Here is a 21,792-nt window from a genome sequence, read left to right as displayed (position 1 = left end):
GGTGTCTGGGCACTCCTCATTTTATGGGGGGTGCATGTCACCAGCGGAAGCTTTTGCATTATTTGGATGTTCCGCTATTTAATTGTTTTTCCTCTTCTCTCTTTTTGCTGATCGCCAGGATCTCTTCGTTCAGAGACAGCATCCTTGCATCCAGATCCGATACCATGCGCGCACATTCTACCAGTTCGTTTTTGATATTCTCCGGTGCATCTCCTTCGAATTTGTAATGAATCTTATGCTCCAGACTGGCCCAGAAATCCATGGCTACCGTACGGATCTGTACTTCTACCTTCGTATCCACTGTACGATCCGACAAATATACAGGTATGCTTACGATCATGTGATAGCTTTTGTAACCGCTGGCCTTGGGATAAGTAATGTAATCTTTCACAGCGATCACCTTAATATCTCTCTGATCCCGGATCATGTCCGCGATCCGGTAGATATCGGACGTAAAAGAACAAATAATGCGGATTCCCGCAATGTCATTTATGTACTTTACCATATTATCTATCGTAGATTCCTGTCCGTAACGTTTCAATTTCTTGACAATACTTTCGGGTGTCTTGATCCGTGCCTTAATATGTTCGATCGGATTGTACTGATGTACATGCTGGAATTCATCATTCAGGATCTGCATCTTCGTCTCCATCTGACGCAGCGCCGCACTGTATACCAGCGTAACCTCCTTCCAACTATCGATTCCATCCCCATTTTCAACCTTAAACTCCATATTCCCTCTCAATCTCTTCTGTCACAGAAGGCTCTGCGACCATTTTGTCATATTTCTTACTTCCATAGACGCTTTTTCGTCACGAAAATTCCGTATTCGTAAATGTACTTATGATAATTATAGCATACCTCCTTTTAAAAATGTATAATTTTAACAAAACCTTTATCATTTTTTAAGATTGATTGGGCAGTTTTATTGCTTTTTACTTGCAGGTAATTCTTCTTGCGATTATAATCTATAAGCAAAGAATCCTTTGTACCACCATTTCTTAATGATAAGTTTATAAGGAGATTTTCCATGTTTCGTCTGTGGGCTAAAATATTTCAAAATAATCATATGCTGAAGGATATTTGTATCGAGGACGGCAGCAATGATACCCGTACCCATAAAGTTTTTCACTCTCTGGACAAAGTCTGCCATCAGTTTGATCTTGGTACGCCCATCTGGCTGGATCTGAACATTTCTGATTTCAAACGGCATAACAAGACCCGTTTTACCCAGGACAGTTTTGTGGAATCTATTGATTTCGACTATCTGGAAATACAGGTAATCGAAGAAGACTGATAATTGCTATTGACTTTTCCTTTTTTCTGCGGTAGTATTTGCTTTGTTAGATGTAGTATTGAATACTACGTATAGAAGTTTACAAAAGCATGTGCTGTTATTCTAATGAATAATACATCTGTTTTGCGGATAGAATGTTCTAAAAAGGAGGAGTATATTATGCAGATCACAATCAGAGAACCCGGAAGTGCCATTACACATTTTATTGCCATGATGATGGCTGTTTTCGCAACTGTTCCGCTGTTAGTCAAGGCCGGAATCCAATCCGGATGGGAGAATTTCCTGGCAATGGCAATCTTTATGGGAAGTATGATCCTGTTGTACGGCGCCAGTGCCACCTATCATTCCGTAGACCTCACCGGAAGAAGTCTGCGTGTCTTTCGTAAGCTGGACCACATGATGATCTTCGTACTGATCGCCGGATCCTATACTCCGGTATGTCTGATCGTGCTTGGTGGAAAATTAGGTTATACCCTGCTTGCCCTAGTGTGGGGTATCGCCGCTGTCGGCATGCTGGTAAAAGCCTGCTGGATCACCTGTCCCAAATGGTTTTCTTCCGTGATCTATATTGCCATGGGCTGGGTATGTGTTCTGGTATTCGGACCTTTGCTTAAGACCCTGTCAGCGCCTGCGTTCCTGTGGCTGCTGGCGGGCGGCATCATCTACACCGTTGGCGGTGTCATCTATGCCCTGAAGCTGCCGATCTTCAATGCAAAGCATAAGTTCTTCGGCTCCCACGAAGTATTCCATTTATTTGTCATGGGCGGAAGTATCTGCCACTTTATCTTCATGTATCTGTATGTCGCATGATCTCAGTAATGTGACCGCTATACAAAAAGAAGACCGTGTGGTATTTTACCATACGGTCTTCTAAGTTTTATTTATTCTTCGTATCCGTTGGGATTGTTCTTCTGCCATCTCCAGGAATCTTCACACATTTCCTTGATGCCATTCTCCGCTTTCCAACCAAGCTCCTTCTCTGCCAGAGAAGCATCGGAATAGCAGGTAGCGATATCGCCTGCACGACGGGGCTTGATCACATAGGGAATCTTCACACCGGTAGCTGCTTCAAAGTTCTTCACAATATCCAGAACGCTGTAGCCTACGCCGGTTCCCAGGTTGTAGATCTTCAGTCCCGCATTCTCCTCGATCTTCTTCAGAGCCTTCACATGACCCTTTGCCAGGTCTACTACGTGAATGTAATCACGCACGCCGGTTCCGTCGGGGGTATCATAATCATCACCGAAGACACCCAGCTCTTTCAGCTTGCCAACTGCCACCTGTGTGATGTAAGGCATCAGGTTGTTGGGGATACCATTGGGGTTCTCACCGATGGTGCCGCTCTTGTGTGCTCCGATCGGGTTGAAGTAACGAAGCAGGATCACGTTCCATTCGGGATCTGCCTTCTGGATATCGGTCAGGATCTGCTCCAGCATGGATTTGGTCCAGCCGTAAGGGTTGGTGCACTGTCCCTTGGGGCATTCCTCTGTGATGGGGACAAATGCGGGATTACCATATACGGTAGCGCTGGAAGAGAAGATGATGCTCTTCACACCGTGTTTTCTCATAACATCTACCAGAGTCAATGTACCTGCAATATTGTTCTCGTAATATTCCCAGGGCTTCTGTACGGACTCGCCGACTGCCTTCAGTCCTGCAAAATGGATGACTGCATCAATCTGCTCCTTGCTAAAGATCTCCTCCAGCGCTTCACGATCCAGAATGTCTGCCTTATAAAAAGGAACCTTTTTGCCGGTGATGGCTTCTACTCTGGGGATCACTTTCTCACTTGCATTGCAGAGATTATCCAATACAACAACATCATAGCCTGCCTGCTGTAATTCCACCACGGTATGACTGCCGATGAATCCGGCACCACCTGTTACCAAAATTCTCATACTCTCTCCTATCCGCCGCATACCGGACAATACCATTTGTTCACTGCTGCGACCGCACGATCTCTCATCTATCAGATCCGGATGAGACTATTTCTTCGTTTCTTACAGTATCAGATTACTGTAATTCTGTTGTTTCCTCAATAACCTTATGTTGTGAAAAGCTGTCGAAATGTTTACAGCACAACGCCATTCTCAACGAGCAGTTCTCTTGCACTCTCCACCGAATCCACACCGGTTTTATTCTTGATGGGGGCGAATTCTTTTCTTCTGACTACCTCGAAGGGCAGGCAGCTGTCCATCTGGTGGATCATATCCAGTACCAGGCTCTCGAATTTGTAGCCGTTGGGAGTCTCCGGCTTCACCGGTTCTCCGTTCTCATCCAGATACGGGATCTTTTTCTCTACAATATGCAGGGGCATTTTTTCTTCCATGATCTTCTCCAGGTCCTGTACTTTGAAGAGATAATTCAGAATAACTCCGTAGTTATACGCGGGTTCGCCCTTCTCATCCTTCGCATTCATCAGTTCATCGGTCAGCTCATAGTACTCCACGATGGAAGGTCTGCCGTCCTCTAAGCACATAACGCCTACTTTTTCATCCGGCGCATTCTTGCGGACCACCTTGGAGCCTACGACACAGCCTCTCTGGATCGTAGCACCGATAAAGCAGGGATCCGCGATACGCTGCAGGACGTTGTCCACGGCAAATACATTCAGCCATTCAATTCCCTCGTTATGTACGATATCCAGCATGCCGTTATTTTTCATGGAAATGAACCAGCCGCCGTTGCCGTTGGGAGAGGTGGACAACTTGCCCTTCTCCTCCAGATAAATCTTACCCTCGTAATCGGTAGCCGCCGCCATCTCCTGCTTGAAAAAGTGCACATACTCCGCCTTGTATCCGAAATAGTCATGCTCCTGTAAAAAGGTGATAGTGGCATCGTTATTTTTATCACTGGTCATTACGAACAGATGGATCCATGCATCTGCCTGATGTACGACTTCCAGCAGATTATTGATCAGACACTCAAAAATATACAGCTCATGGGTCAGTCCCACATTGTACATTCCCTTGGGATTGTCGGAGCCTAATCTGGTACCCATGCCGCCTGCTAACAGAACCGCTGCTACCTTCCCCTGACGGATCGCCTCGATACCAGTCGCCGTGAAACTCTCTCTGTTTGCCTCAATCTCATCTAACTGCATTGCAGCAAGCGGAGTGATCACTCCTTTTTTCGCCAGATCCTCCTTGTGCTTACAAGCTTCCAGAATGCTCATATCTGTAGCCTCGATCTGATCCAGAATCCCCCGCTTCTCTTCTTCGGTAAGTTCCCCGTAATACTTCAGAACATGTTCCTGACCATACTTTGCAAGCTTCTCCTTAGCCTGTTCCAGTGTCATACTCATATTCTACCTCCCATTTTCTTAAACTGTCATTTGTCAGCAACAGTCAATTTTTCTCTATTATACTTGATATTCCCTACTATTGCAAACCTAACTCCCGGGATCGTTTCCACCCGTTAAGATTCTGTAAATGTGTTGCAAAGATTCTGTAAATAACCCGACAAAATAGTGTTAAGGGTCTGGCAAAACTATTCACCCGGGGAGATCTGTTTACTATAATACGGTATGTGAGGTTTTTTAAAAGCTTCATCGAATGCTTTGCAGAATGACAGAAAGTTGAGGAATTCATTATGAATATTGGAATTTTAATCATTGCAATCGTAGGCGGTGCTACCGGACTTTTATCCACAGCATATCTGGCAATCAGTTTCCCTGCTGTGCTCCTGTGGAAGCTCTATCGCAGGGTGGTCCACAGAATTCCTCTCACCCAATAAGCTAACCACAAACACTTTCCCCCTAAAAAGGACCCGGAAGCTTTCGCCCGGGTCCCTTGTCGTATTCACGTATTCTGTTTTACTCCTGCACCGGGTCCCAATTTTCATCCACCAAGGTCGCAGTTACTGTAATTCCCTCCGGTGCATTTTCTGCACAGATCACCAGATAGAACATCTCCTCTTCTTCATCCACGGTATATTCTGAAGGATCCTCGATCTTATATACAGCAAATCCTTCCGGATACTGCTGTAGCTCGATAAATCCACTCTCTAAAAGGGCTTCGTAATAAGCTTCTTTTACTGCCTCGCTGTCTCCGCAGGCATAGGTCTTCGCGGAAGCAAATCTGCCTTCCTCACTGTCCGTCTCCGCAAGACCTTCCAGCACATCATCCGGATATACAACATCCTGCTTCACGGCTTCCAGGTATTCCGATGACCTGCCGATGCTCTGCCAGATCTCCAGGGTTTCTTTTCCGTCCTCGGAACAGATCATGAGCACCAGGCTGAAAGCCAGGATAATTCCGTAGATGCCCAGGGCTGCTGCCAGTATTTTGGTATAGGGGTTCTCCGGCCGTCCCAGATTCGTATAGGATGTGATGATCCAGCCGAAATTCCGGTAATCCACTGCTGCATTACAATAGTCACATACTCCGCCGCCCAAGATATCCACACTGCCACCGCAGTTCGGGCATTTATATTCCCGAAGTGCCTTGCCATGCTGTGTCACGATCTCCTGTCTGCCTTCCAGTTCCAGCCGCAGTTTCTCATAGCGGTTGCGAATTTTACTACCCGTATCCTGCGTCAGGCGCATTTTCACTTCCACGCTCAGCCTGTACCGGTCCTCCACCGCTTCCGCTTTCAAAAAACGTACGCCGCAGATACAGCAATCCACCACATTCTGATACCGCTCCACAGTACCTGTCAGATCACAGACCGCGAAAAAGCGCACCTGCTCTGCGGTATCTGCCATGTGGATCATCCGTAGCTGGTACTCCAGATTCTGTAGGAAATTACCTGTAGAAAATTGTGGGATCAGAGCCTTTACTTTTGACTCGTCCTGAATTTTCGGTTTTCTATGTTTCTCCATTACAACAATCATTACTACGAATATGATCGCCATGAAAAACAGAGATCGGAAAAACACCGGGGCAAATCCGATACCAAGCATCATTGCCGCTGCCGCTTTGACCGCGTTATAACCATTTCTCCCCAAAGCCAGCAGTAAAAACATAATGCCGCCCGCACAGATTGCCAGCAGTGCAAGGGCAACCGCTACGATTCCTACCGTCACTCCGGCTTTGATAAAGTTGGAAATGCTTTTCTGCCTTGCGTCCTCTTCCAACGAGAAGCCGGATACCTTCGTCTCGAAATCACTGACCAGAAACTTTGCTCCACAGGCATCACAGCCATCGATATAGCTGGATAATTTTCCTTCATGACCGCAGTTTGGGCAGATCGCCATATCCCCCTGCACATCCGCTTTCAAAAAATTGGCTTCCACGATCTCCGGTGTCTTCAGGGTCGCGATTTTTTTCCCTTTACGGTAATAGGTACGTCTCATCTTCACAGCTTTGGTCCGATGGCAGGTGTAATCATAGCCGTCCTTTTTCGGGCCATCGTAATCCGCCGGTCGCACCGGTTCCTGCATCTCCATATCCACCGTCAGGTCCCGCTGCTGTAATCTTTTCCCACTTAAGCAAAGGCTCTGCCAGAAGGGCTGTGTCGTCTGTTCCATCAGGGTCTGCTCTGCTTTTGCATTTCCCTGATAGAAGGCTTTCAGTGCCCCATAAAAGTCTTCTGTCCGTCCTTCGATCTCTCTCCGTGCCTCATTCAAAAAATCTGTTGCCATCGTATTCTCCCCTCACAAATGTAATACGTGATATGTATTCATTATATAAGGTGTCATCAGTCATTTCAAGATATTTTCCCGTACAGAAGCTATTGCCTGCCCGAACATCTAGTGCTGATGGAGATATTTTTCTCTGGTAGCCAGTCCGCCCCGGATATGTCGTTCAGACTTGTTGATATCCAGAACCTTTCTTGCCTGCTTCGCCAACGACGGATTCACCTGCACCAGCCGCTCCGTCACGTCCTTATGTACCGTGCTCTTACTGATGCCGAAGGCCTTGGCAGTCTGCCGCACCGTGGCGTTGTGGTCGATGATATAGTTGGCTATCCCTATAGCTCGTTCTTCAATATAGTCTTTCAAAGGAAAACCCCTCAGGATACTTTTTTACAGTGTATGAAAGTATCTGAGGGGTTATGATAGGGATTGGGGTTGATTTCATTATAGTTGGTCAATTTCCTGCCAGGCTTCATCGATAGTATATATTTCACCGGATTTCATGCTACTGATACCTTCGGCAAGGTGTTCATAAAGTTCATCTACTCCTTCTATATCTGATTTTTTTCGTATTTTATTATCCATTTGCTTTTCCTCTAATCACCCCCACCAACCTATGTACCGTCGTCCCCGGACACATCTCTGATGGTTTCTTTTTGCCTTCTCGTTCGCATTGCTCCAGCTTTTGCTGTGCTATCCGTATTGCTTTTTCCTCATTACCGGCATTGCTGATTTTTCCATACATCTTTTCATCTGCCTTGGAATACTTCTGTCCCGTCTTGCTCTCATATACTCGTCCGAACTCAGAGCAGCATGTCCATGAATCTTGAATTGCCGGCATTGCACCAAAATAAGCATACATCCATATTTCAAAACACGGATTTGACCATCCTACTTGTATACCTTTTTTCTCTGCCTCGGAAATAATTTCATCAAATCCTATCACTTGATCTCTGTCAAACACAATCCAAGGAATACGATATTGCGCCTCATAAGCTGTTAGCTCCAGGCATTTATCAATCATGCTTCTTGTCTTTGTTTCTACGACTTTAATGACAAGTTTGTTTCTAACTTCTTCTGGCAAAGATTGATGCAATCCTGTAAAAAAGCAACGTTCTGTCCCTTCTGTGTCTGTAACGATCAAGTAATATCCCAATTCCGGTACTTTGATTGTTCTTCTTTGCTCTCTTGTTTTTCTGTTCCCTGTTCTATCCCCTTTTGCCATGCTCAATCTCTCCGTTCCACTTCGGTCGGTGCTGAACCAATGTCCCCCGGACACCCCGCACCCTTAAACATATCAATACTCTTTAAAGTCGGAATGGCACCATACTTACCAATCAGATAATTCTTCTCATAGCTTTCGTCCTTGCGAATACGCACTCCATCCTCATCCACAAAATCTGCAAGGGAGTATAATGTTGAAACACCTCGATCATCCTTCTCAACAAACCAGATTTCGTCACGACGCAGCAACTGATTTGAAAGTTGCCAGGTATCATGCGTTGTAAATACAAGTTGCGCATGGTTAACATTAATATTCGGGTTTAAGAATGTAAGCAGAAAGTTTCTTACCAAAAGCGGATGCAGGCGAGCATTTAATTCATCAATGAAAAATACGCTTCCCTTTTCCAATACTTCCTGCAATTCCGGGTAAAGAGCAAACATCTTCAATGTTCCCGCTGACTCTGCACCTAATGGTATCTCTGCCATTTCATCAGAATCAATCTTCTTATGAAGCGCATTAATCTTATATTTTTCTTCCTTTGATTCACCATCACTCGGAACCTTTTCTACCCGAAAATCCTTAATATGTTCATCAAAAGACGCAAAGTATTCCACAACCTTCTGCTGAACGTTCTTATCATCCACAAAGCCTCTTGGCAATCTACGCGATAAGAAAAAGTTAGTAACCGGATCACCAAAATCTGCAAATTCATTTATCAAGAACCAGTCTCTGATTGCCTTACATTTGCTAATTTTTAACTTAGCTCCTAAAGAAGCAATCAACACCTGCTTTTCCAGCGCAATCTTTATATTATCCCTGCTGTTCTTCGGCAAGCCTGATAAATCTAATTCATTGTCAGAATTTCCACGATAAAATACTGTACTGTACTTTCTGGCTGTCTTAGCCTTAGAGTTCAACCATTCCTCTGTTACACCTTCCTGATCAACGCAGAATCCATAATTATATGTCCTCTCGTTCTTATCTCCAGGAATAGTGAAATAGACCTCAAAACTGGACTCTGCATCTGCTGACGTGGAATCAAACAAAAACGGAGTAGGTCTATACTCCTCAAACTTCTCTTCCTCATCTCCGTACTTGAAAGAATCCACTACATACTCGGCCATATACTCAAATGCACTGTATATATTTGACTTGCCACTTGCGTTTGCTCCATAAATGGCAGCAACCGGCAGTATCTTTTCACTTCCGATGGTCACAACTCTTTCAGAAAATTCTGTCATCTTAGTGGCAGACAAATCCAAAGTTACTTCTTCTCTAAAAGATCTAAAATTTTTAAAATTAAATTGTATCAACATAATTGCTACCTCATCTTCTTTTCTATTTTTTATTATATGCATTTTTTTAAAATAATCAACACTTAAACGTGATTTTTTCTCATTTAAGTGTTGATTATTCATTTCTTTTAGATATCAAAGCAAAAAGCAAGGCTCTCACCTTGCTCCTCTTACCCCACACATAATTTTTCCTTATTTTCCGATAAGTTCTCTAATATGTAATCTTTGCTCTCTGGATATAATGCAGCCTCCTCTATTGCCCTCTCTACCTTCCCGACATTTGCTTCTATTAAAAGTTTGCATAGGAAATCTGCAGTATCTTCCGCTGAATTTGGATTATGAAAACGATAATTTAATTTCGTCCGTTTCAAGCGAAAGCTACACCCCCTTACCTCGCCTGTCCTTCTCTCCCATACTATGAGAAGGATTCTTAGATTAGACCAGACCTTTTATTTAATCTAAGCATAATCCACTTGAAATTAAATTACGTTCCCAAAATACTGGACTTTTGTCCATTTCCACCATACTTTTTCAAAAATTACACCGATCCTGACTACATCATATTCCATTCAAAGCCGTAAAAGTGAAAGAAAACGCTTGAAAAGATTTTATGTTACTAAACCTTTTCAAGCGTCTCAATTCTAATCCGCATACATTTTTATGATCAACATCCTCTTCTCTGCCTTGTTTTTTCTAAATTCAAGTTTACAATCAATTCTATATTCACAACTTGGCAAGCAGTGCATTTGTACACACAAAATGCAGTTTTGCTTGTTGGGAGTATCTCCCAAACCCTCAGAATCAATCAGAAATCTGATTGAACTCCCCGTCTGTTTCCATCCTTTCATCACCTACATTATTTTCGCAAGTAATCAAGCCTTTTTGCCCTTTCATAAGCCAATTCCAAAAACTGACAAATATTTAAATGAGAATAATCCCAATTCATTGGTTCTAAAGTTGTAGCTCCCCGGTATCCTGTACAGGCAATTTTCTCCATAACTGTATCCCAATTAATATTGCCGTCAAATGGTAATTGATGTTGATTATGGCTACCGCCGTTATCCTGTAAATGAATTGCCATCAGCCGTTTTCCATACATTCCCAACAAATCTTCATCCGGTGCATAATTTATATGATGACAACTATCATAACAATAGCCTACATTATTTGAAGTGAATTTATTTAAAACTATTTTCAAATTTTTAATGTTACTTAAATTCTCAAAAGCAATCTGAATATTCTTTTGTTCTGCCTTGTTTATAAGTTCTGCCAACCGTCTGATTCCTGTTTGATTTAAAGGATTATTATCATTTGGCAAATGTATCACCATGGTCGGTATATCATATTCACAGCAATCCGCTACACATTGTAGATAACTTTGAAATACGCCTTCACCACTCAAATTATCCAGTGACAGATTATTCTGCTCATGCACAGGCGCATGGATATTTTCTACAAATAAACCAGCTCTTCTGGCTAATCTTACATCCTCTTGATAACCGTCTCCTCTGCCAAACTGATTGCTCCACCACAACATTACACAATCAAATCCCGATTTTCTAATCAATTTGTACCTTTCTTCAAAAGAGACATCATATCCCGAGCCATAACCAAAGCAATCATATATTCCTGTCATTTTCTATCTTCCCTCACCAATACTCAAGGTTACCTGATTTCATTATAACAAAAGCACTCCCTGATATCTACCCGAGAGTGCCCTTGTTTCAATTCTATTCAATTCTCCATATGATTTTACTTTTGTATCGTTCTGTACTGTTACATCCGCATGTACTGTGCTTTTCGAGATGCCGAACGCTTTCGCTGTCTGCCGCACTGTGGCATTGTGGTCGATGATATAGTTGGCTATCCCAATAGCTCGTTCTTCAATATAGTCTTTCAAAAGAAAACCCCTCAGGATACTTTTTTACAGTGTATGAAAGTATCTGAGGGGTTATGATAGGGATTGGCACTACTTCAGAAGTTTTTGCATCCCCATATCATCCGCTTATTCACAATTATTTTTTTATCGTTCTTGACAGATAAACAGCTTCTTGCTGCTATCCCGGATGAGAAATGGATTTTCAGCATGATTAACATGATTAATATGCGGCTTCCGCAAGTCTCTCATATGCTCTTGTCTGAACCTCCATATAGTACGCAAATTCTGCATCATTCAGATCCTCGCCGCCCCACTGGTCAAATTTCTTAATGAAATCACAATACTCATTCATAAATTCCTCATAGCTGTCCATTGCCTCTTTATAATCTTTACGCATTCCATCCTCTCAGACAGTAGAAGTATCTGAATCCATGGCAGGCTGCTGTTCTTCGGTTTCTGACTCTGTGGCAATTTCTTCTGTCCTGGATTCTGCTACAGTTTCTTCCACTTCCTGCTTCGCAGTCTCTTCTGTCACATTTTCTGTTCCTGCTGCCGCTTCTGCGCCTTTTTGGGGTTCATCAATGCGGATCAGCATGATATTATTGCCTTCATAGCTCAGAGATAAGTAATAGCCGTCTTCATTATAAGCCCTATAATAGTTTTCTCCCTTATCATAATCAACATCAAAGCCATAGTAGGAACAGTCTGTTACATATTCCTCATACTCTTCCCTGGTGGTATCTCCCACATACACAGAGAAGTTCGTATCATGCTCATAGTTAAATTTACCTGTTGTGGAAGAAGGTTCCGGCAGAAGATATCCTGCGGTTCCGGAATTACATCCTTTAATACGATCGATTTCCTCCTGTAATGTTGCGTTTTTACGCTCTGTTTTATTTTCTCTTATTTGGTAGAATCAAAGTTGTGTCAACGATCCGTTATAGGATATGGGATCATCCAGGACATCAACTACAACTCACTACACTTATTATATAGTCAACGGAAGACACCTTTTTCAATAAGGTTATCTTTATTCATAGCTTCTTTCGACCTGACGCTATTACAAGTCCTGCCTTTTCATACCCTTGCAGTGCCCTTCTGGATACCCCAAGGGTTTCACAGATTTCCCGTAATGTCATGCCATTTTTTACCTTCCCTTTCTAGCCTAAAGCTGCACGTAATGTGCAGTCAAAGGCTTTATTTGGAAGAACCGGATATATTCCCTTTCTTCCCTTTAAGGGAATGTTTTTTTCGCGAATTTTACGCTCCTGCCTGGCTGACACGCATGCCAAAGAATCTCTTGCATTCTCTGTTTAAAATACGTATAATATTAGCAAAATAGTACGCTTGTCGGTCAAATGACTGTATAAGAAAAGGAGGAACATTTCATGAAATTAACAAAAATCGAACAGGTAAATGAGTTTCTTTCTATTGTCGACAGTTGTAAGGGGGACGTAACTTTAAGATCCTTAGACGGTGATATTTTTAATCTAAAGAGTAAGCTTTCCCAGTACATTGCCATTGCTGCATTGCTCGGACAGCATGGGGATGAGCTTGAATTGTTCTGTTCTGACAGGGAAGATGAAGGCAAGTTCATGCAATTTTTAATGGAAAATCCCAGTATATAATAAATCTTTATAGCAAAAACTGCCCGGATACTTCGTTCTCAGAAATATCCGGGCAGTTTTTAGTTGATAGCATGGAATTTTTATTTTCTATCACAGGTCAATTTTACAGCAGCTGCAGCAGTCTCCGGTTCCTGCGATAGCAGAATACTCTGTCCGACAACATCTCTTCTTCTCCATAAATGGCATTGATGTGTTGCACAGATGTTCTGATTTCCTCTGCATCGACGCAGGCTACCGGATGAATCATTGCCTCATGCAGACTTGGGAATACTACATAATAATCGCCACGCATTTTTTCCGCAAGAATATCTTTAACCCCAGGATAAAAAAAAGCTGCTGCTCCGTTGATCCGTCCTGTTGTGGTCAGGAGGTATCCAGTCCTTCCCTCCATAGGATTCCATGGAGCAATCTTTGTCGGCCGCCCCTTCTCATCCGGGAGGAACACACCCTCATAATAAGGGAACCCGGGGCGTCTGTCACTACCCAGGTACAGTCTCGGCGGCATTTTACGGCTACTATTCATAAAAGCTTCCATGATCAGTTGATCCTCTGTCCGTTCCCACGTCATTATCCTGTTGCGGGATAATTGCATTGTCAGATTGTCTGGGTTCCCTTCGCAGATAATCAGCTGAAGTACCAGTGCAATATCTCCAATCTTACGATGGATTGCATTTTCAAGCGTGTGCCTGTGTCTTTCAAAATTTACTGGTTGTATCCTCATATGACCTCTGCAGACAGCATAACTCAGACTTTCCTCTGTAAACGACACATCTTTTTTCTTATCTGATTCTTCAAGACCTGCTGAGATCTCCGGCAGAATACTTTGCCACCCTTCCTGTCTGTATCTTTCGTATAACGGTCGTACCGGCCAGTACTGTATCTGCTCTTCCCTTTTTAAACTCCACATGGCACATAACATATCTTCCCGGATGAGAATATTCTCTCTTCCATACATATGGCGATTCATAACACTCATGATATGCACTGCCATGGGATCCGAGCAAATCATTTGCCGCTCCAAAAGGCGTATTGTTTTATTCTGCGCCGTCTCCATATTCTGCACGTTCCGGCACAATGCTTTTTTAAATTCTTCGTATGTCATTTATCCCCCATATTCAAAATTAGTCTGTTCTGCAAATTCTCCTGAATTTGCGTACAAAAATAAAAAGAATCGTTCAAAAAAATTGGAAATTCCGACCGAATGGTCTGTTAAGAATGCTCATTTTTCTGAAATGAAAACATATGGCTCTGAATAACTACAGACTATCATAGCGTTCCCGCTTTGTCTATATGCGTTTTTACCAATGATATCTTTTGTTTATTTTCACTAACGGGTGGGCTCAGAAACGTGCGCCGCAAGGCGCACATAGAAAAAAGCCTTGCTTTCCATGAAAACAAGGCTTTTTAATGTCAAATATTCAAATATATCCGACTGTCTGCTACACAACCCGTCTCACTGCAAGAATGGGACGATAATTTGCATTGCTGACCTTAATGCCGGTACGCTGGGTGCTGGCATGTACGATCAATCCTCCGCCGATATACATTGCCACATGTCCATCATAACAGATCAGATCTCCCGGCTGTGCACTGCTATAATCCACACCGGTACCGCAGCTTCTCTGCTCATAGGAAGTACGGGGAATACTGTAACCGAAGTCACTGTATATCCGGAAGGTAAATCCGGAGCAGTCTGCACCATTGGTCAGGCTGGTGCCTCCCGCCACGTAAGGATTGCCTATGTACTGACAGGCATATTTTGCCAGCCGCTTACCCATATCGCTGCCGGATGCATTGTCGATCACAGAAGTATAATTCGTGGTCGTGTAGCTTCCGGTAGCCGCTGCGGTGTTGCCTCGCTGTGCCTGTGCCTGCAGCTGTTTTAACTGTTTCTGTTCCTGCTGCAGCAGTGCCTTTGCCACGGAAGCCTCCTGCTTTGCCTTTTTAATCTCCGCATCGAAGTTAGCAGATTCCTTCTTCTTCTTCGCCAGCATGACATCCAACTCAGACTTCTGGCTTTCCAGATCTGCCTTATCAGCCTCCAGCTGGTCTTTATCCGCCTGGAGCTGCGTCTTCTCTTCCTCGAGCTGATTCCACAGTGCCAGCACCTGTTCCTTGGTCTCCTCATATTCCTGCAGCTTCTGGCGGTCATATTCGTAGACACTCTCCACGAAATCCATGCGGTTCAGCATGCCGCTTAAGCCGCCGCCCTGCAACAGAAGATTCACGTAATTCTCCGAAGAATCGTTCTCATACATCATCCGCATCCGGGTGATCATATCATTGTGCTGCTTTTCTTCCTTTTCTTTGGCAATATTGTATTCTTCCTGAGTCTGATCGATCTGTACCTGCTTGTCGGCAAGTTCCGTCTCCTTTTCGGCAATCTCATCTTCCTTCATACCGATACTGGTCATGGTGTTGATGATCTCTGCATTCAGGTCATCGATCTTCTCCTGCACCAGATCCTGCTCATCCTGTAAGGAATTGATCTGGCTGTTGATGTTATTCAGCTGGTTCTGATGATTGTTGATTCTGTTCTGCAGTTCACCCATGGAAGGTGCCGCCTGTACCGTCTCCGCAGGAGATTCCCAGACGGAGCCGGTGGCAGTCAGCGTTACCGCTGCCAGAAGAAGAGCACTCACAAGTCTTCTCTTCACGTTATTCACTTTTCTGTCAGCGGTTGTTTTTTTCATAAATATCTAATACTCCATTTTCCCTATATCCGGAGTACCCCATTCGCAAAATCGCATCTGCGATGCTTGCCTTTTGCTCATGTGGTTACTTCGTAACATACATTTTGTCAGATATGCTTATGTATGCAAGCATCCAACGCATATCTTTCAAAATGATACGTTACTCCGGATATATTACAAATCACAATTATTTACAGTACGAGGGAAGGGAATAACATCTCTGATGTTGCCCATTCCGGTGATATACATTACGCAACGCTCGAAGCCCAGTCCAAAGCCTGCATGGCGTGCAGAGCCGTAACGGCGCAGATCCAGATAGAACTGATAATCTTCCTTGTTCAGTCCCAGCTCTTCCATACGCTTCTCCAGGATCTCCAGGTTGTCCTCACGCTGGCTGCCGCCGATGATCTCGCCGATACCGGGTACGAGGCAGTCCATAGCTGCTACGGTCTTGCCGTCTTCATTCAACTTCATATAGAACGCCTTGATCTCCTTCGGATAATCGGTTACGAATACCGGTCTCTTGAATTCTTTCTCCGTCAGGTATCTCTCATGCTCGGTCTGCAGATCACATCCCCAGAATACCTTGTAATCGAATTCATCGTTGTGCTTCTCCAGGATCTTGATCGCCTCAGTGTAGGTTACATGACCGAAATCAGAATTTACCACATGCTGTAATCTCTCAATCAGTCCCTTATCTACAAACTGGTTGAAAAATGCCATCTCTTCGGGAGCATTTTCCAATACGTAACGAATGACATACTTTAACATGCTCTCTGCCAGAATCATATCATCCTTCAGATCTGCAAAACAGATCTCCGGCTCGATCATCCAGAACTCAGCCGCATGACGGGTGGTGTTGGAATTCTCCGCACGGAAGGTGGGACCGAAAGTATATACGTTCTTGAATGCAAAAGCATAAGTCTCTACATCCAGCTGTCCGCTTACGGTAAGATTTACCGGTTTGCCGAAGAAATCCTGTGTGTAATCTACTTTTCCGTCCTCGGTCTTAGGCACATTGTTCATGTCCAGAGTCGTTACCTGGAACATCTCACCGGCACCCTCACAGTCACTGCTGGTGATCAGAGGGGTATGCACATAGACAAAGCCTCTCTCCATGAAGAAGGTATGGATCGCATAAGCGATCAAGGATCTGACACGGAACACTGCCTGGAAAGTATTGGTACGTGCTCTTAAGTGAGAAATGGTACGCAGATACTCGAAGGAGTGTCTCTTTTTCTGTAAAGGATAATCTGCAGTAGAAGGTCCTTCCACGATCACTTCTGCTGCCTGCATCTCAAATGCCTGCTTTGCCTCGGGGGTAGCCACGATGGTACCGCGGATCACAACAGCTGCACCGACATTGATCTTGCAGATCTCCTGGAAATTTTCCAGTCCGTCGCCGTATACTACCTGTAACGGCTCAAAAAAAGTTCCGTCGTTGATCACCAGGAAACCGAAGTTCTTGGAGTCACGATTGTTCCTTACCCAGCCGCCTACGGTGATCTCCTTGCCGATATAGACGTCTTTTTCCCGATGAAGTTCTCTGATGTCTGTTAATTCCATAATCTTTCCTATCCGCACGCTGCGACGTGCTCTATCTGAACCGGCCCGCATCCTATTCGCCGGTCGCATACTGTTCGTATCAATAAAATTTAGTTATTGGTGATCTGTGCATTTTCTACCAGATAATCCAACACCTTGTCGTAGAGGAAGTACTCTCTGTAATCTTCCCTGGAGGTCTCTCCGATATACTCTTCGATAGTGTCATAACCGGCTGCTGTTGCGCGGTCCTGAAGCATCTGATCCAGTTCTTCGTCACTGATGTTCAGATTCTCTTTGTTCGCCACTGCCTGCAGGGCAATATCCTGCTTTGCGGTCTGCTCAGCATAGGTAGACAGGAATGTTGCCAGATCCTGTCCGTAATAATACTGGGTAAAGGTATCTCCGTCCACACCGTAAGCGGATGCCATGGAGGTGATGCTGCTCTCTGCGGCATCGGAATATTTCTGTACCAGCGCTTCCGGTACGGAGGTAAAAGTGTTGTTTGCCATAAACGCATCCATCACTGCCTGCTGTACATTGGTCTCATAATTCTGCTGTGCATTCTCATTCAGATAATCATAAGCGTACTGACGGAGTTCTTCCTCATTGGTCACACCATCGATACCGAAATTGCTGATGATTTCATCACTGAATTCCCCATCCTGTGCAGGCTGAATATAATTTACCGTCACCGTAAATACCACAGCCTGTCCTGCCAGATCAGAATTTCCATAGTTCTCCGGGAATGTAAGATCCAGATCCACTGTCTCGCCGGGCATCACGCCGATCAGTCCATCTTCGAATCCGGCAATAAAGCTTCCGGAACCGATGGTCAGATCGTATCCCTGTGCGGTACCGCCGTCAAATGCCACATCATCCTTTTTGCCTTCGTAATCAATGTTTACGGTGTCTCCGGTCTCCACGGCACGATCCATGATACCGCCGTTCTCCGGGGTAATATTTCCATAATATACATTATTGACCAGAGTGTCCCACTCGTCCTCATCTACTTCCACAGTGTCTACGGATACTGCCAGTCCCTTGTACTCGCCCAGAGTCACATACTTGTCCACATCCATATCCTTCAATGTGGTGCTTTCCGTTCCGGCGTCGGTCGCTGCACCAGTGCCATCTCCTGTATCCTCTGCTCCGCAGCCTGCCAGCATACATACACTTAAAATTGCTGCCAGAAGTCCTAATGTCTTTTTCTTCATTGTGTTACTTCCTATACCTTTCTATTACTGCCATTTGTGCATAAATGCATTGTAGCACCGCCCATTATAGCACATCCTCCGGGCTATAACAAGGGTGACAATAACCGGCAGATCTGCTCTTTGATACGGATTTTCAACCTTCTGGCCACATAATAATCCCGGGTGATCTGGCGGCAGACTTCCAGGTCTTTTTGAAAGATATCCACCATTTCCTGTGCTTTTTTCTCATCGTAGATCACCGCATTTACTTCAAAATTCAACGCAAAGCTGCGGATATCCATGTTCGCCGTCCCATAGCAGAGCACCTTTCCATCCACGATCATGCCCTTGCTGTGGAGAAAGCCGTTATTGTAAGTATAGCAGTTCGCTCCCGCCATGACCATATCGCCAATATAGGAATAGGTCGCCCAGTACACAAACGGGTGATCCGGCATACACGGGATCATGATATTTACTTCAATTCCGGATTTCACTGCGATCATCAGCGCATTCAGGATTGCCTCATCCGGAATAAAATACGGTGTCTGGATATAGATGCTTTTCTGCGCCTTATGGATCAGGCGCAGGTAATTGTCATGGATCTGCTGGGTCGTCTTATCCGGTCCACTGCTAATGATCTGCATATCGCAGAAATCCCTCGTACCGGCTTCGATTCCCCGGAACAGCTCCGGACACAAAAACAGATTCTCTCCTGCCGCATAATTCCAGTCTAAAATAAATCGCACCTGGAGCCCCAGTACCGCACTGCCGCGGATCCGCAGGTGGGTATCTCTCCAGTGGCCGAACTTCTCATCCAGGTCAATGTACTCCTTACCTACATTAAATCCTCCCACATAAGCCACTTTATTGTCAACAACCACTATTTTCCTGTGGTTGCGGTAGTTGATACGAAGCTGAAGTCTCCGCAGGATCGCCGGGAAAAATTCAGCGGTCTGCACGCCCTTTTCATTCATCCATTTCCAGTAGCTGTGCCGCACGGACCGACAGCCCATGGCATCGAACAGAACCCGGACCTCCACACCCTGTGCCGCCTTCTCGATCAGAATATCCTTGATCTGATTGAATAATACGTCGTTTTTAATAATGTAGTATTGGATATGGATAAAATGCTCCGCATTCCGCAGATCTTCCATCAGCGCCCGGAACTTCTCATTGCCGTCGATGAAGATATCCACATCGTTGTCCTTCGTCAGCACCGCCTCCCCTGCTTCCAGGTTATACATGACGAGGTCCTCATATCCCCGGATATTCTCGTCCAGTTCCCCGGCATCCCGGGAGCGCAGCCGGTACTCCTGCTGCCTGATATCTTTACTGATGTGATCCTCCACCTCTTTGATCCGGAACATTTTCCGCTTATGCATATCCTGCCCCAGTAACAGGTAAAATACAAAACCCAGCACCGGAATAAAATACAAAAGCAAAAGCCATGCCCACACACTCTTCGGATCCCGTCTCTGGAAAAACACGATCACGATGGCAAATAACATATTAAAAAATACCAGGTGGTTGCAGAAAAAATTTATTCCTGTCTTTATGATCTCAAATGCTTCACTCATAATACTGCCCCTTCAGATGAAAAACATCCCTTTTCCTCAATATATCATAATACAAACCTTCTTTCCAGCAAAAGAGACTGACAAATGCCGAAAAATCAACATTCTCAGTCTCTTCTTATCTTTTGTATTCAAGCCGGCGGTCTCCCGGCCGTGATATTTTATCCCTCTGTGATGAGCGTTCTCTTTCTATCCCGATCACAGAATTCAATCACATAGGAACAATCCTGCAGATTTGCCTTCAGCTGTGCAGTACAGCCCTGATGTTCCCATACAAAGCAGATCCGGGATCCTTCACTGCTTACTTTGATCCGGCTTTCTTCCGAGAACGCCAGGCAGGAATTCCGGAATCGCAGCAACTCCAGTTGCTGCTTTACAATCGGCTTACTCAAACCACTGCATACCTGTGCTGTCGTCAGATTTGTCCGATTGATCTCCTTATGTCCTCCGGGGCCTGCCAGCTTCACCGCTTCATAATCGTTCTTTCCGGCGAACAGATCCAGATACCAGATCTGCGGTTTGCCCGGCATAAATATCTGCAAGGCTCTCGCAAGGAGCATCTTTCTCTCATCTTCGCCCAATGCGCTGAAATAAGTTGCATTCACCTGATAGTAAATGTTTTTCTGACCGTGAAGATCCTTCACATATCCCCCACGGGAGACAATAATGTCGATCAGTTTCTGAATCCGGTCCTCCGCCAGAATTCCTTTGAGATCCAACAGCGGAATTCCATCGTGACAGCCAAGCATGTTCACGGTTCTGATATTTTTATCGATCAGCTCCTGCGCCCATCCGGCCAAATGTTCTCCGTTCCCCGATTCCAGGGCATCTATAATGAGTCCCGGCAGGAAAAAGTCATAGGTGACGTATCCCTGCTCTGAGATTTTCTCATAAATCTTTTCACTATAGCATTCATGAATCTCCGGCAGAAGTTCCATACCGTACGGTTCCGCAATCTGTTTTATTTTGTCCAGCAGCTTCCAGGTGTCCGGCTGGTTCAAAAAATTCCGTTCTCCCGGAGTCTTCGGTGCATAAGCAAATGCATCCAGTCTTACAATTTTAGCACCATATCCCGCCAGTGTCTTTACCACTTCATGATAGTACTCCCATACTTTTGGCGACTGAATATTCAGATCCATCTGTCCGAGATAATACCGATGCTGCTCCATGTAATTCCAGACCATTGTAACCTGTTCTTTTGTCAGCCTTCCTGCTTTTCGCTCCAGAACGATTTTCTGTAAAATGTCTGCCGGCTTTTTTCCTTCCGGGCAGCCCATGGATAGTTCCTGTACAATAATTTCCGCCTGCATATATTGCAGATCGGCAGCTTTCATCAGTTCAGGAGCATTAACCTCAGGGTAGTTCACTTCCTGATAAAAAGTATTCCAGTAAGGGATCTCTCTCCCATCCGGAAAACGTACCATAAGAATGGGGAGCCCAGGCTTCCGGAAAAACATCTTTTTCAGATACTTTTCTTCCGGAAGGATATATCCCTGCTCCGTCATTTCTCCGCAGTCCTTCCAGAATTCATTCCAATTAATGAAGAAGTCCTTGTACTCCGATTCTTCCCCTTTTGCAATGATATCCTGGAATTGTTTTGACAACACCGAAGCATGATTCAGAATAAAATCCAGCTTCAATTCAATCCCGAGCTTTTTTATTGCTTCCAATGTTTCGCCGGAAGCATACATCTTATTCAGAGAATAATCAATCACAGAAAAGCCTCTGTCCAGATCCGTATGGTACAGACTGGGCAGAATATAGCAGGAAGAAAATGCTCCCTCTGCCTCTTCCGTTTTCAAAAAATCTACAACATCATCCAGGGTTCCGCCCAGACTATCCGGGTAGAGATTCAACATCGGTCCTATGTTCATAACATCTTTCC

The 21,792-nt window shown here is 44.5% G+C and carries 20 protein-coding genes and 2 pseudogenes; 4 read left to right on the top strand and 18 right to left on the bottom strand.

The window, feature by feature from the left end; translation table 11 throughout:
- Positions 1-58: 58 nt before the first annotated feature.
- Positions 59-733: a GTP pyrophosphokinase gene (locus tag H9Q77_RS02315; protein ID WP_118546647.1), complete on the bottom strand. Its 675-nt coding sequence runs from the start codon at positions 731-733 to the stop codon at positions 59-61.
- Between the two features lie 297 nt (positions 734-1,030).
- Between H9Q77_RS02315 and H9Q77_RS02310 the strand changes: the two genes are divergently transcribed.
- Both H9Q77_RS02310 and trhA read left to right on the top strand, forming a co-directional pair.
- Complete coding sequence (locus H9Q77_RS02310) at positions 1,031-1,297, top strand: hypothetical protein (protein WP_118546618.1); 267 nt, start codon at positions 1,031-1,033, stop codon at positions 1,295-1,297.
- Between the two features lie 159 nt (positions 1,298-1,456).
- Positions 1,457-2,107, top strand: coding sequence for a PAQR family membrane homeostasis protein TrhA (gene trhA, locus H9Q77_RS02305; RefSeq protein WP_154495556.1), 651 nt, complete (start codon positions 1,457-1,459; stop codon positions 2,105-2,107).
- 71 nt (positions 2,108-2,178) lie between these two features.
- Here trhA and galE read toward each other — a convergent pair whose 3' ends face one another.
- A complete protein-coding gene (gene galE, locus H9Q77_RS02300) occupies positions 2,179-3,195 on the bottom strand; it encodes a UDP-glucose 4-epimerase GalE (RefSeq protein ID WP_022153306.1) in 1,017 nt (338 codons plus the stop codon).
- Between the two features lie 173 nt (positions 3,196-3,368).
- Positions 3,369-4,595, bottom strand: coding sequence for a UTP--glucose-1-phosphate uridylyltransferase (locus tag H9Q77_RS02295; protein WP_249327121.1), 1,227 nt, complete (start codon positions 4,593-4,595; stop codon positions 3,369-3,371).
- Between the two features lie 293 nt (positions 4,596-4,888).
- Here H9Q77_RS02295 and H9Q77_RS02290 point away from each other — a divergent pair, with 293 nt between their 5' ends.
- The gene (locus H9Q77_RS02290) at positions 4,889-5,032 is read left to right on the top strand and encodes a hypothetical protein (protein ID WP_022153308.1); all 144 of its coding nucleotides are present in this window, start codon (positions 4,889-4,891) and stop codon (positions 5,030-5,032) included.
- A gap of 79 nt (positions 5,033-5,111) precedes the next feature.
- Here H9Q77_RS02290 and H9Q77_RS02285 read toward each other — a convergent pair whose 3' ends face one another.
- The 9 genes and pseudogenes from H9Q77_RS02285 to H9Q77_RS16705 all read right to left on the bottom strand — a co-directional run bounded on the left by H9Q77_RS02285 (position 5,112) and on the right by H9Q77_RS16705 (position 12,088).
- Positions 5,112-6,881 (bottom strand): hypothetical protein, encoded by a 1,770-nt coding sequence (locus tag H9Q77_RS02285; RefSeq protein ID WP_249326467.1) that lies wholly within the window; start codon positions 6,879-6,881, stop codon positions 5,112-5,114.
- Positions 6,882-6,989: 108 nt separating this feature from the next.
- A complete protein-coding gene (spoIIID, locus tag H9Q77_RS02280) occupies positions 6,990-7,241 on the bottom strand; it encodes a sporulation transcriptional regulator SpoIIID (protein WP_022153310.1) in 252 nt (83 codons plus the stop codon).
- 78 nt (positions 7,242-7,319) lie between these two features.
- Positions 7,320-7,460, bottom strand: a complete 141-nt coding sequence (locus tag H9Q77_RS02275) for a hypothetical protein (protein WP_249326466.1) — start codon at positions 7,458-7,460, stop codon at positions 7,320-7,322.
- Complete coding sequence (locus tag H9Q77_RS02270; protein WP_176864981.1) at positions 7,453-8,100, bottom strand: RloB family protein; 648 nt, start codon at positions 8,098-8,100, stop codon at positions 7,453-7,455. Before H9Q77_RS02270 ends, H9Q77_RS02275 begins: the two co-directional genes overlap by 8 nt.
- A 2-nt stretch (positions 8,101-8,102) precedes the next feature.
- A complete protein-coding gene (locus H9Q77_RS02265) occupies positions 8,103-9,416 on the bottom strand; it encodes an AAA family ATPase (RefSeq protein ID WP_148446392.1) in 1,314 nt (437 codons plus the stop codon).
- 149 nt (positions 9,417-9,565) lie between these two features.
- A complete protein-coding gene (locus H9Q77_RS02260; RefSeq protein ID WP_148446281.1) occupies positions 9,566-9,766 on the bottom strand; it encodes a hypothetical protein in 201 nt (66 codons plus the stop codon).
- A gap of 485 nt (positions 9,767-10,251) precedes the next feature.
- Positions 10,252-11,031, bottom strand: a complete 780-nt coding sequence (locus H9Q77_RS02255; protein ID WP_249326465.1) for a sugar phosphate isomerase/epimerase family protein — start codon at positions 11,029-11,031, stop codon at positions 10,252-10,254.
- Positions 11,032-11,169: 138 nt separating this feature from the next.
- A pseudogene (locus tag H9Q77_RS17005) lies at positions 11,170-11,295 on the bottom strand (sporulation transcriptional regulator SpoIIID); the annotation flags it as partial.
- A gap of 199 nt (positions 11,296-11,494) precedes the next feature.
- A pseudogene (locus tag H9Q77_RS16705) lies at positions 11,495-12,088 on the bottom strand (DUF6591 domain-containing protein).
- Positions 12,089-12,662: 574 nt separating this feature from the next.
- Here H9Q77_RS16705 and H9Q77_RS02235 point away from each other — a divergent pair.
- Positions 12,663-12,902 (top strand): hypothetical protein, encoded by a 240-nt coding sequence (locus H9Q77_RS02235; RefSeq protein ID WP_022153659.1) that lies wholly within the window; start codon positions 12,663-12,665, stop codon positions 12,900-12,902.
- Between the two features lie 103 nt (positions 12,903-13,005).
- Here the strand turns inward: H9Q77_RS02235 and H9Q77_RS02230 are convergent, their stop codons facing one another.
- From H9Q77_RS02230 to H9Q77_RS02205, 6 genes are all read right to left on the bottom strand, one after another.
- Complete coding sequence (locus H9Q77_RS02230) at positions 13,006-14,004, bottom strand: DUF5688 family protein (RefSeq protein WP_249326463.1); 999 nt, start codon at positions 14,002-14,004, stop codon at positions 13,006-13,008.
- A 337-nt stretch (positions 14,005-14,341) separates the two neighbouring features.
- Positions 14,342-15,595: a C40 family peptidase gene (locus tag H9Q77_RS02225; RefSeq protein WP_249326462.1), complete on the bottom strand. Its 1,254-nt coding sequence runs from the start codon at positions 15,593-15,595 to the stop codon at positions 14,342-14,344.
- Positions 15,596-15,769: 174 nt separating this feature from the next.
- Entirely contained in the window at positions 15,770-17,161 is a 1,392-nt protein-coding gene (gene asnS, locus H9Q77_RS02220; protein WP_022153662.1) for an asparagine--tRNA ligase, read from the bottom strand.
- A gap of 89 nt (positions 17,162-17,250) precedes the next feature.
- Positions 17,251-18,354, bottom strand: coding sequence for a trigger factor (tig, locus tag H9Q77_RS02215; protein ID WP_249326461.1), 1,104 nt, complete (start codon positions 18,352-18,354; stop codon positions 17,251-17,253).
- Between the two features lie 83 nt (positions 18,355-18,437).
- The gene (gene cls / locus H9Q77_RS02210) at positions 18,438-19,910 is read right to left on the bottom strand and encodes a cardiolipin synthase (RefSeq protein ID WP_249326460.1); all 1,473 of its coding nucleotides are present in this window, start codon (positions 19,908-19,910) and stop codon (positions 18,438-18,440) included.
- 158 nt (positions 19,911-20,068) lie between these two features.
- Positions 20,069-21,781 carry an alpha-amylase family glycosyl hydrolase gene (locus H9Q77_RS02205; protein ID WP_249326459.1) on the bottom strand — a complete coding sequence of 571 codons (1,713 nt, stop codon included), beginning with the start codon at positions 21,779-21,781 and terminating at the stop codon, positions 20,069-20,071.
- Between the last annotated feature and the right edge of the window lie 11 nt (positions 21,782-21,792).

The sequence above is a fragment of the Simiaoa sunii genome (assembly GCF_014337175.1).
Lineage (GTDB): Bacteria > Bacillota > Clostridia > Lachnospirales > Lachnospiraceae > Acetatifactor > Acetatifactor intestinalis.
Note: the sequence above shows the minus strand (reverse complement) of the source record. Positions and strands in the feature narration are given on the sequence as shown.

What these genes read in the sequence shown, in the direction of transcription:
- H9Q77_RS02315 (WP_118546647.1), bottom strand. Translation starts at nt 733, where the DNA reads ATGGAGTTTAAGGTTGAAAATGGGGATGGAATCGATAGTTGGAAGGAG.
- H9Q77_RS02310 (WP_118546618.1), top strand. Translation starts at nt 1,031, where the DNA reads ATGTTTCGTCTGTGGGCTAAAATATTTCAAAATAATCATATGCTGAAG.
- trhA (WP_154495556.1), top strand. Translation starts at nt 1,457, where the DNA reads ATGCAGATCACAATCAGAGAACCCGGAAGTGCCATTACACATTTTATT.
- galE (WP_022153306.1), bottom strand. Translation starts at nt 3,195, where the DNA reads ATGAGAATTTTGGTAACAGGTGGTGCCGGATTCATCGGCAGTCATACC.
- H9Q77_RS02295 (WP_249327121.1), bottom strand. Translation starts at nt 4,595, where the DNA reads ATGACACTGGAACAGGCTAAGGAGAAGCTTGCAAAGTATGGTCAGGAA.
- H9Q77_RS02290 (WP_022153308.1), top strand. Translation starts at nt 4,889, where the DNA reads ATGAATATTGGAATTTTAATCATTGCAATCGTAGGCGGTGCTACCGGA.
- H9Q77_RS02285 (WP_249326467.1), bottom strand. Translation starts at nt 6,881, where the DNA reads ATGGCAACAGATTTTTTGAATGAGGCACGGAGAGAGATCGAAGGACGG.
- H9Q77_RS02275 (WP_249326466.1), bottom strand. Translation starts at nt 7,460, where the DNA reads ATGGATAATAAAATACGAAAAAAATCAGATATAGAAGGAGTAGATGAA.
- H9Q77_RS02270 (WP_176864981.1), bottom strand. Translation starts at nt 8,100, where the DNA reads ATGGCAAAAGGGGATAGAACAGGGAACAGAAAAACAAGAGAGCAAAGA.
- H9Q77_RS02265 (WP_148446392.1), bottom strand. Translation starts at nt 9,416, where the DNA reads ATGTTGATACAATTTAATTTTAAAAATTTTAGATCTTTTAGAGAAGAA.
- H9Q77_RS02255 (WP_249326465.1), bottom strand. Translation starts at nt 11,031, where the DNA reads ATGACAGGAATATATGATTGCTTTGGTTATGGCTCGGGATATGATGTC.
- H9Q77_RS02235 (WP_022153659.1), top strand. Translation starts at nt 12,663, where the DNA reads ATGAAATTAACAAAAATCGAACAGGTAAATGAGTTTCTTTCTATTGTC.
- H9Q77_RS02230 (WP_249326463.1), bottom strand. Translation starts at nt 14,004, where the DNA reads ATGACATACGAAGAATTTAAAAAAGCATTGTGCCGGAACGTGCAGAAT.
- H9Q77_RS02225 (WP_249326462.1), bottom strand. Translation starts at nt 15,595, where the DNA reads ATGAAAAAAACAACCGCTGACAGAAAAGTGAATAACGTGAAGAGAAGA.
- asnS (WP_022153662.1), bottom strand. Translation starts at nt 17,161, where the DNA reads ATGGAATTAACAGACATCAGAGAACTTCATCGGGAAAAAGACGTCTAT.
- tig (WP_249326461.1), bottom strand. Translation starts at nt 18,354, where the DNA reads ATGAAGAAAAAGACATTAGGACTTCTGGCAGCAATTTTAAGTGTATGT.
- cls (WP_249326460.1), bottom strand. Translation starts at nt 19,910, where the DNA reads ATGAGTGAAGCATTTGAGATCATAAAGACAGGAATAAATTTTTTCTGC.
- H9Q77_RS02205 (WP_249326459.1), bottom strand. Translation starts at nt 21,781, where the DNA reads ATGAACATAGGACCGATGTTGAATCTCTACCCGGATAGTCTGGGCGGA.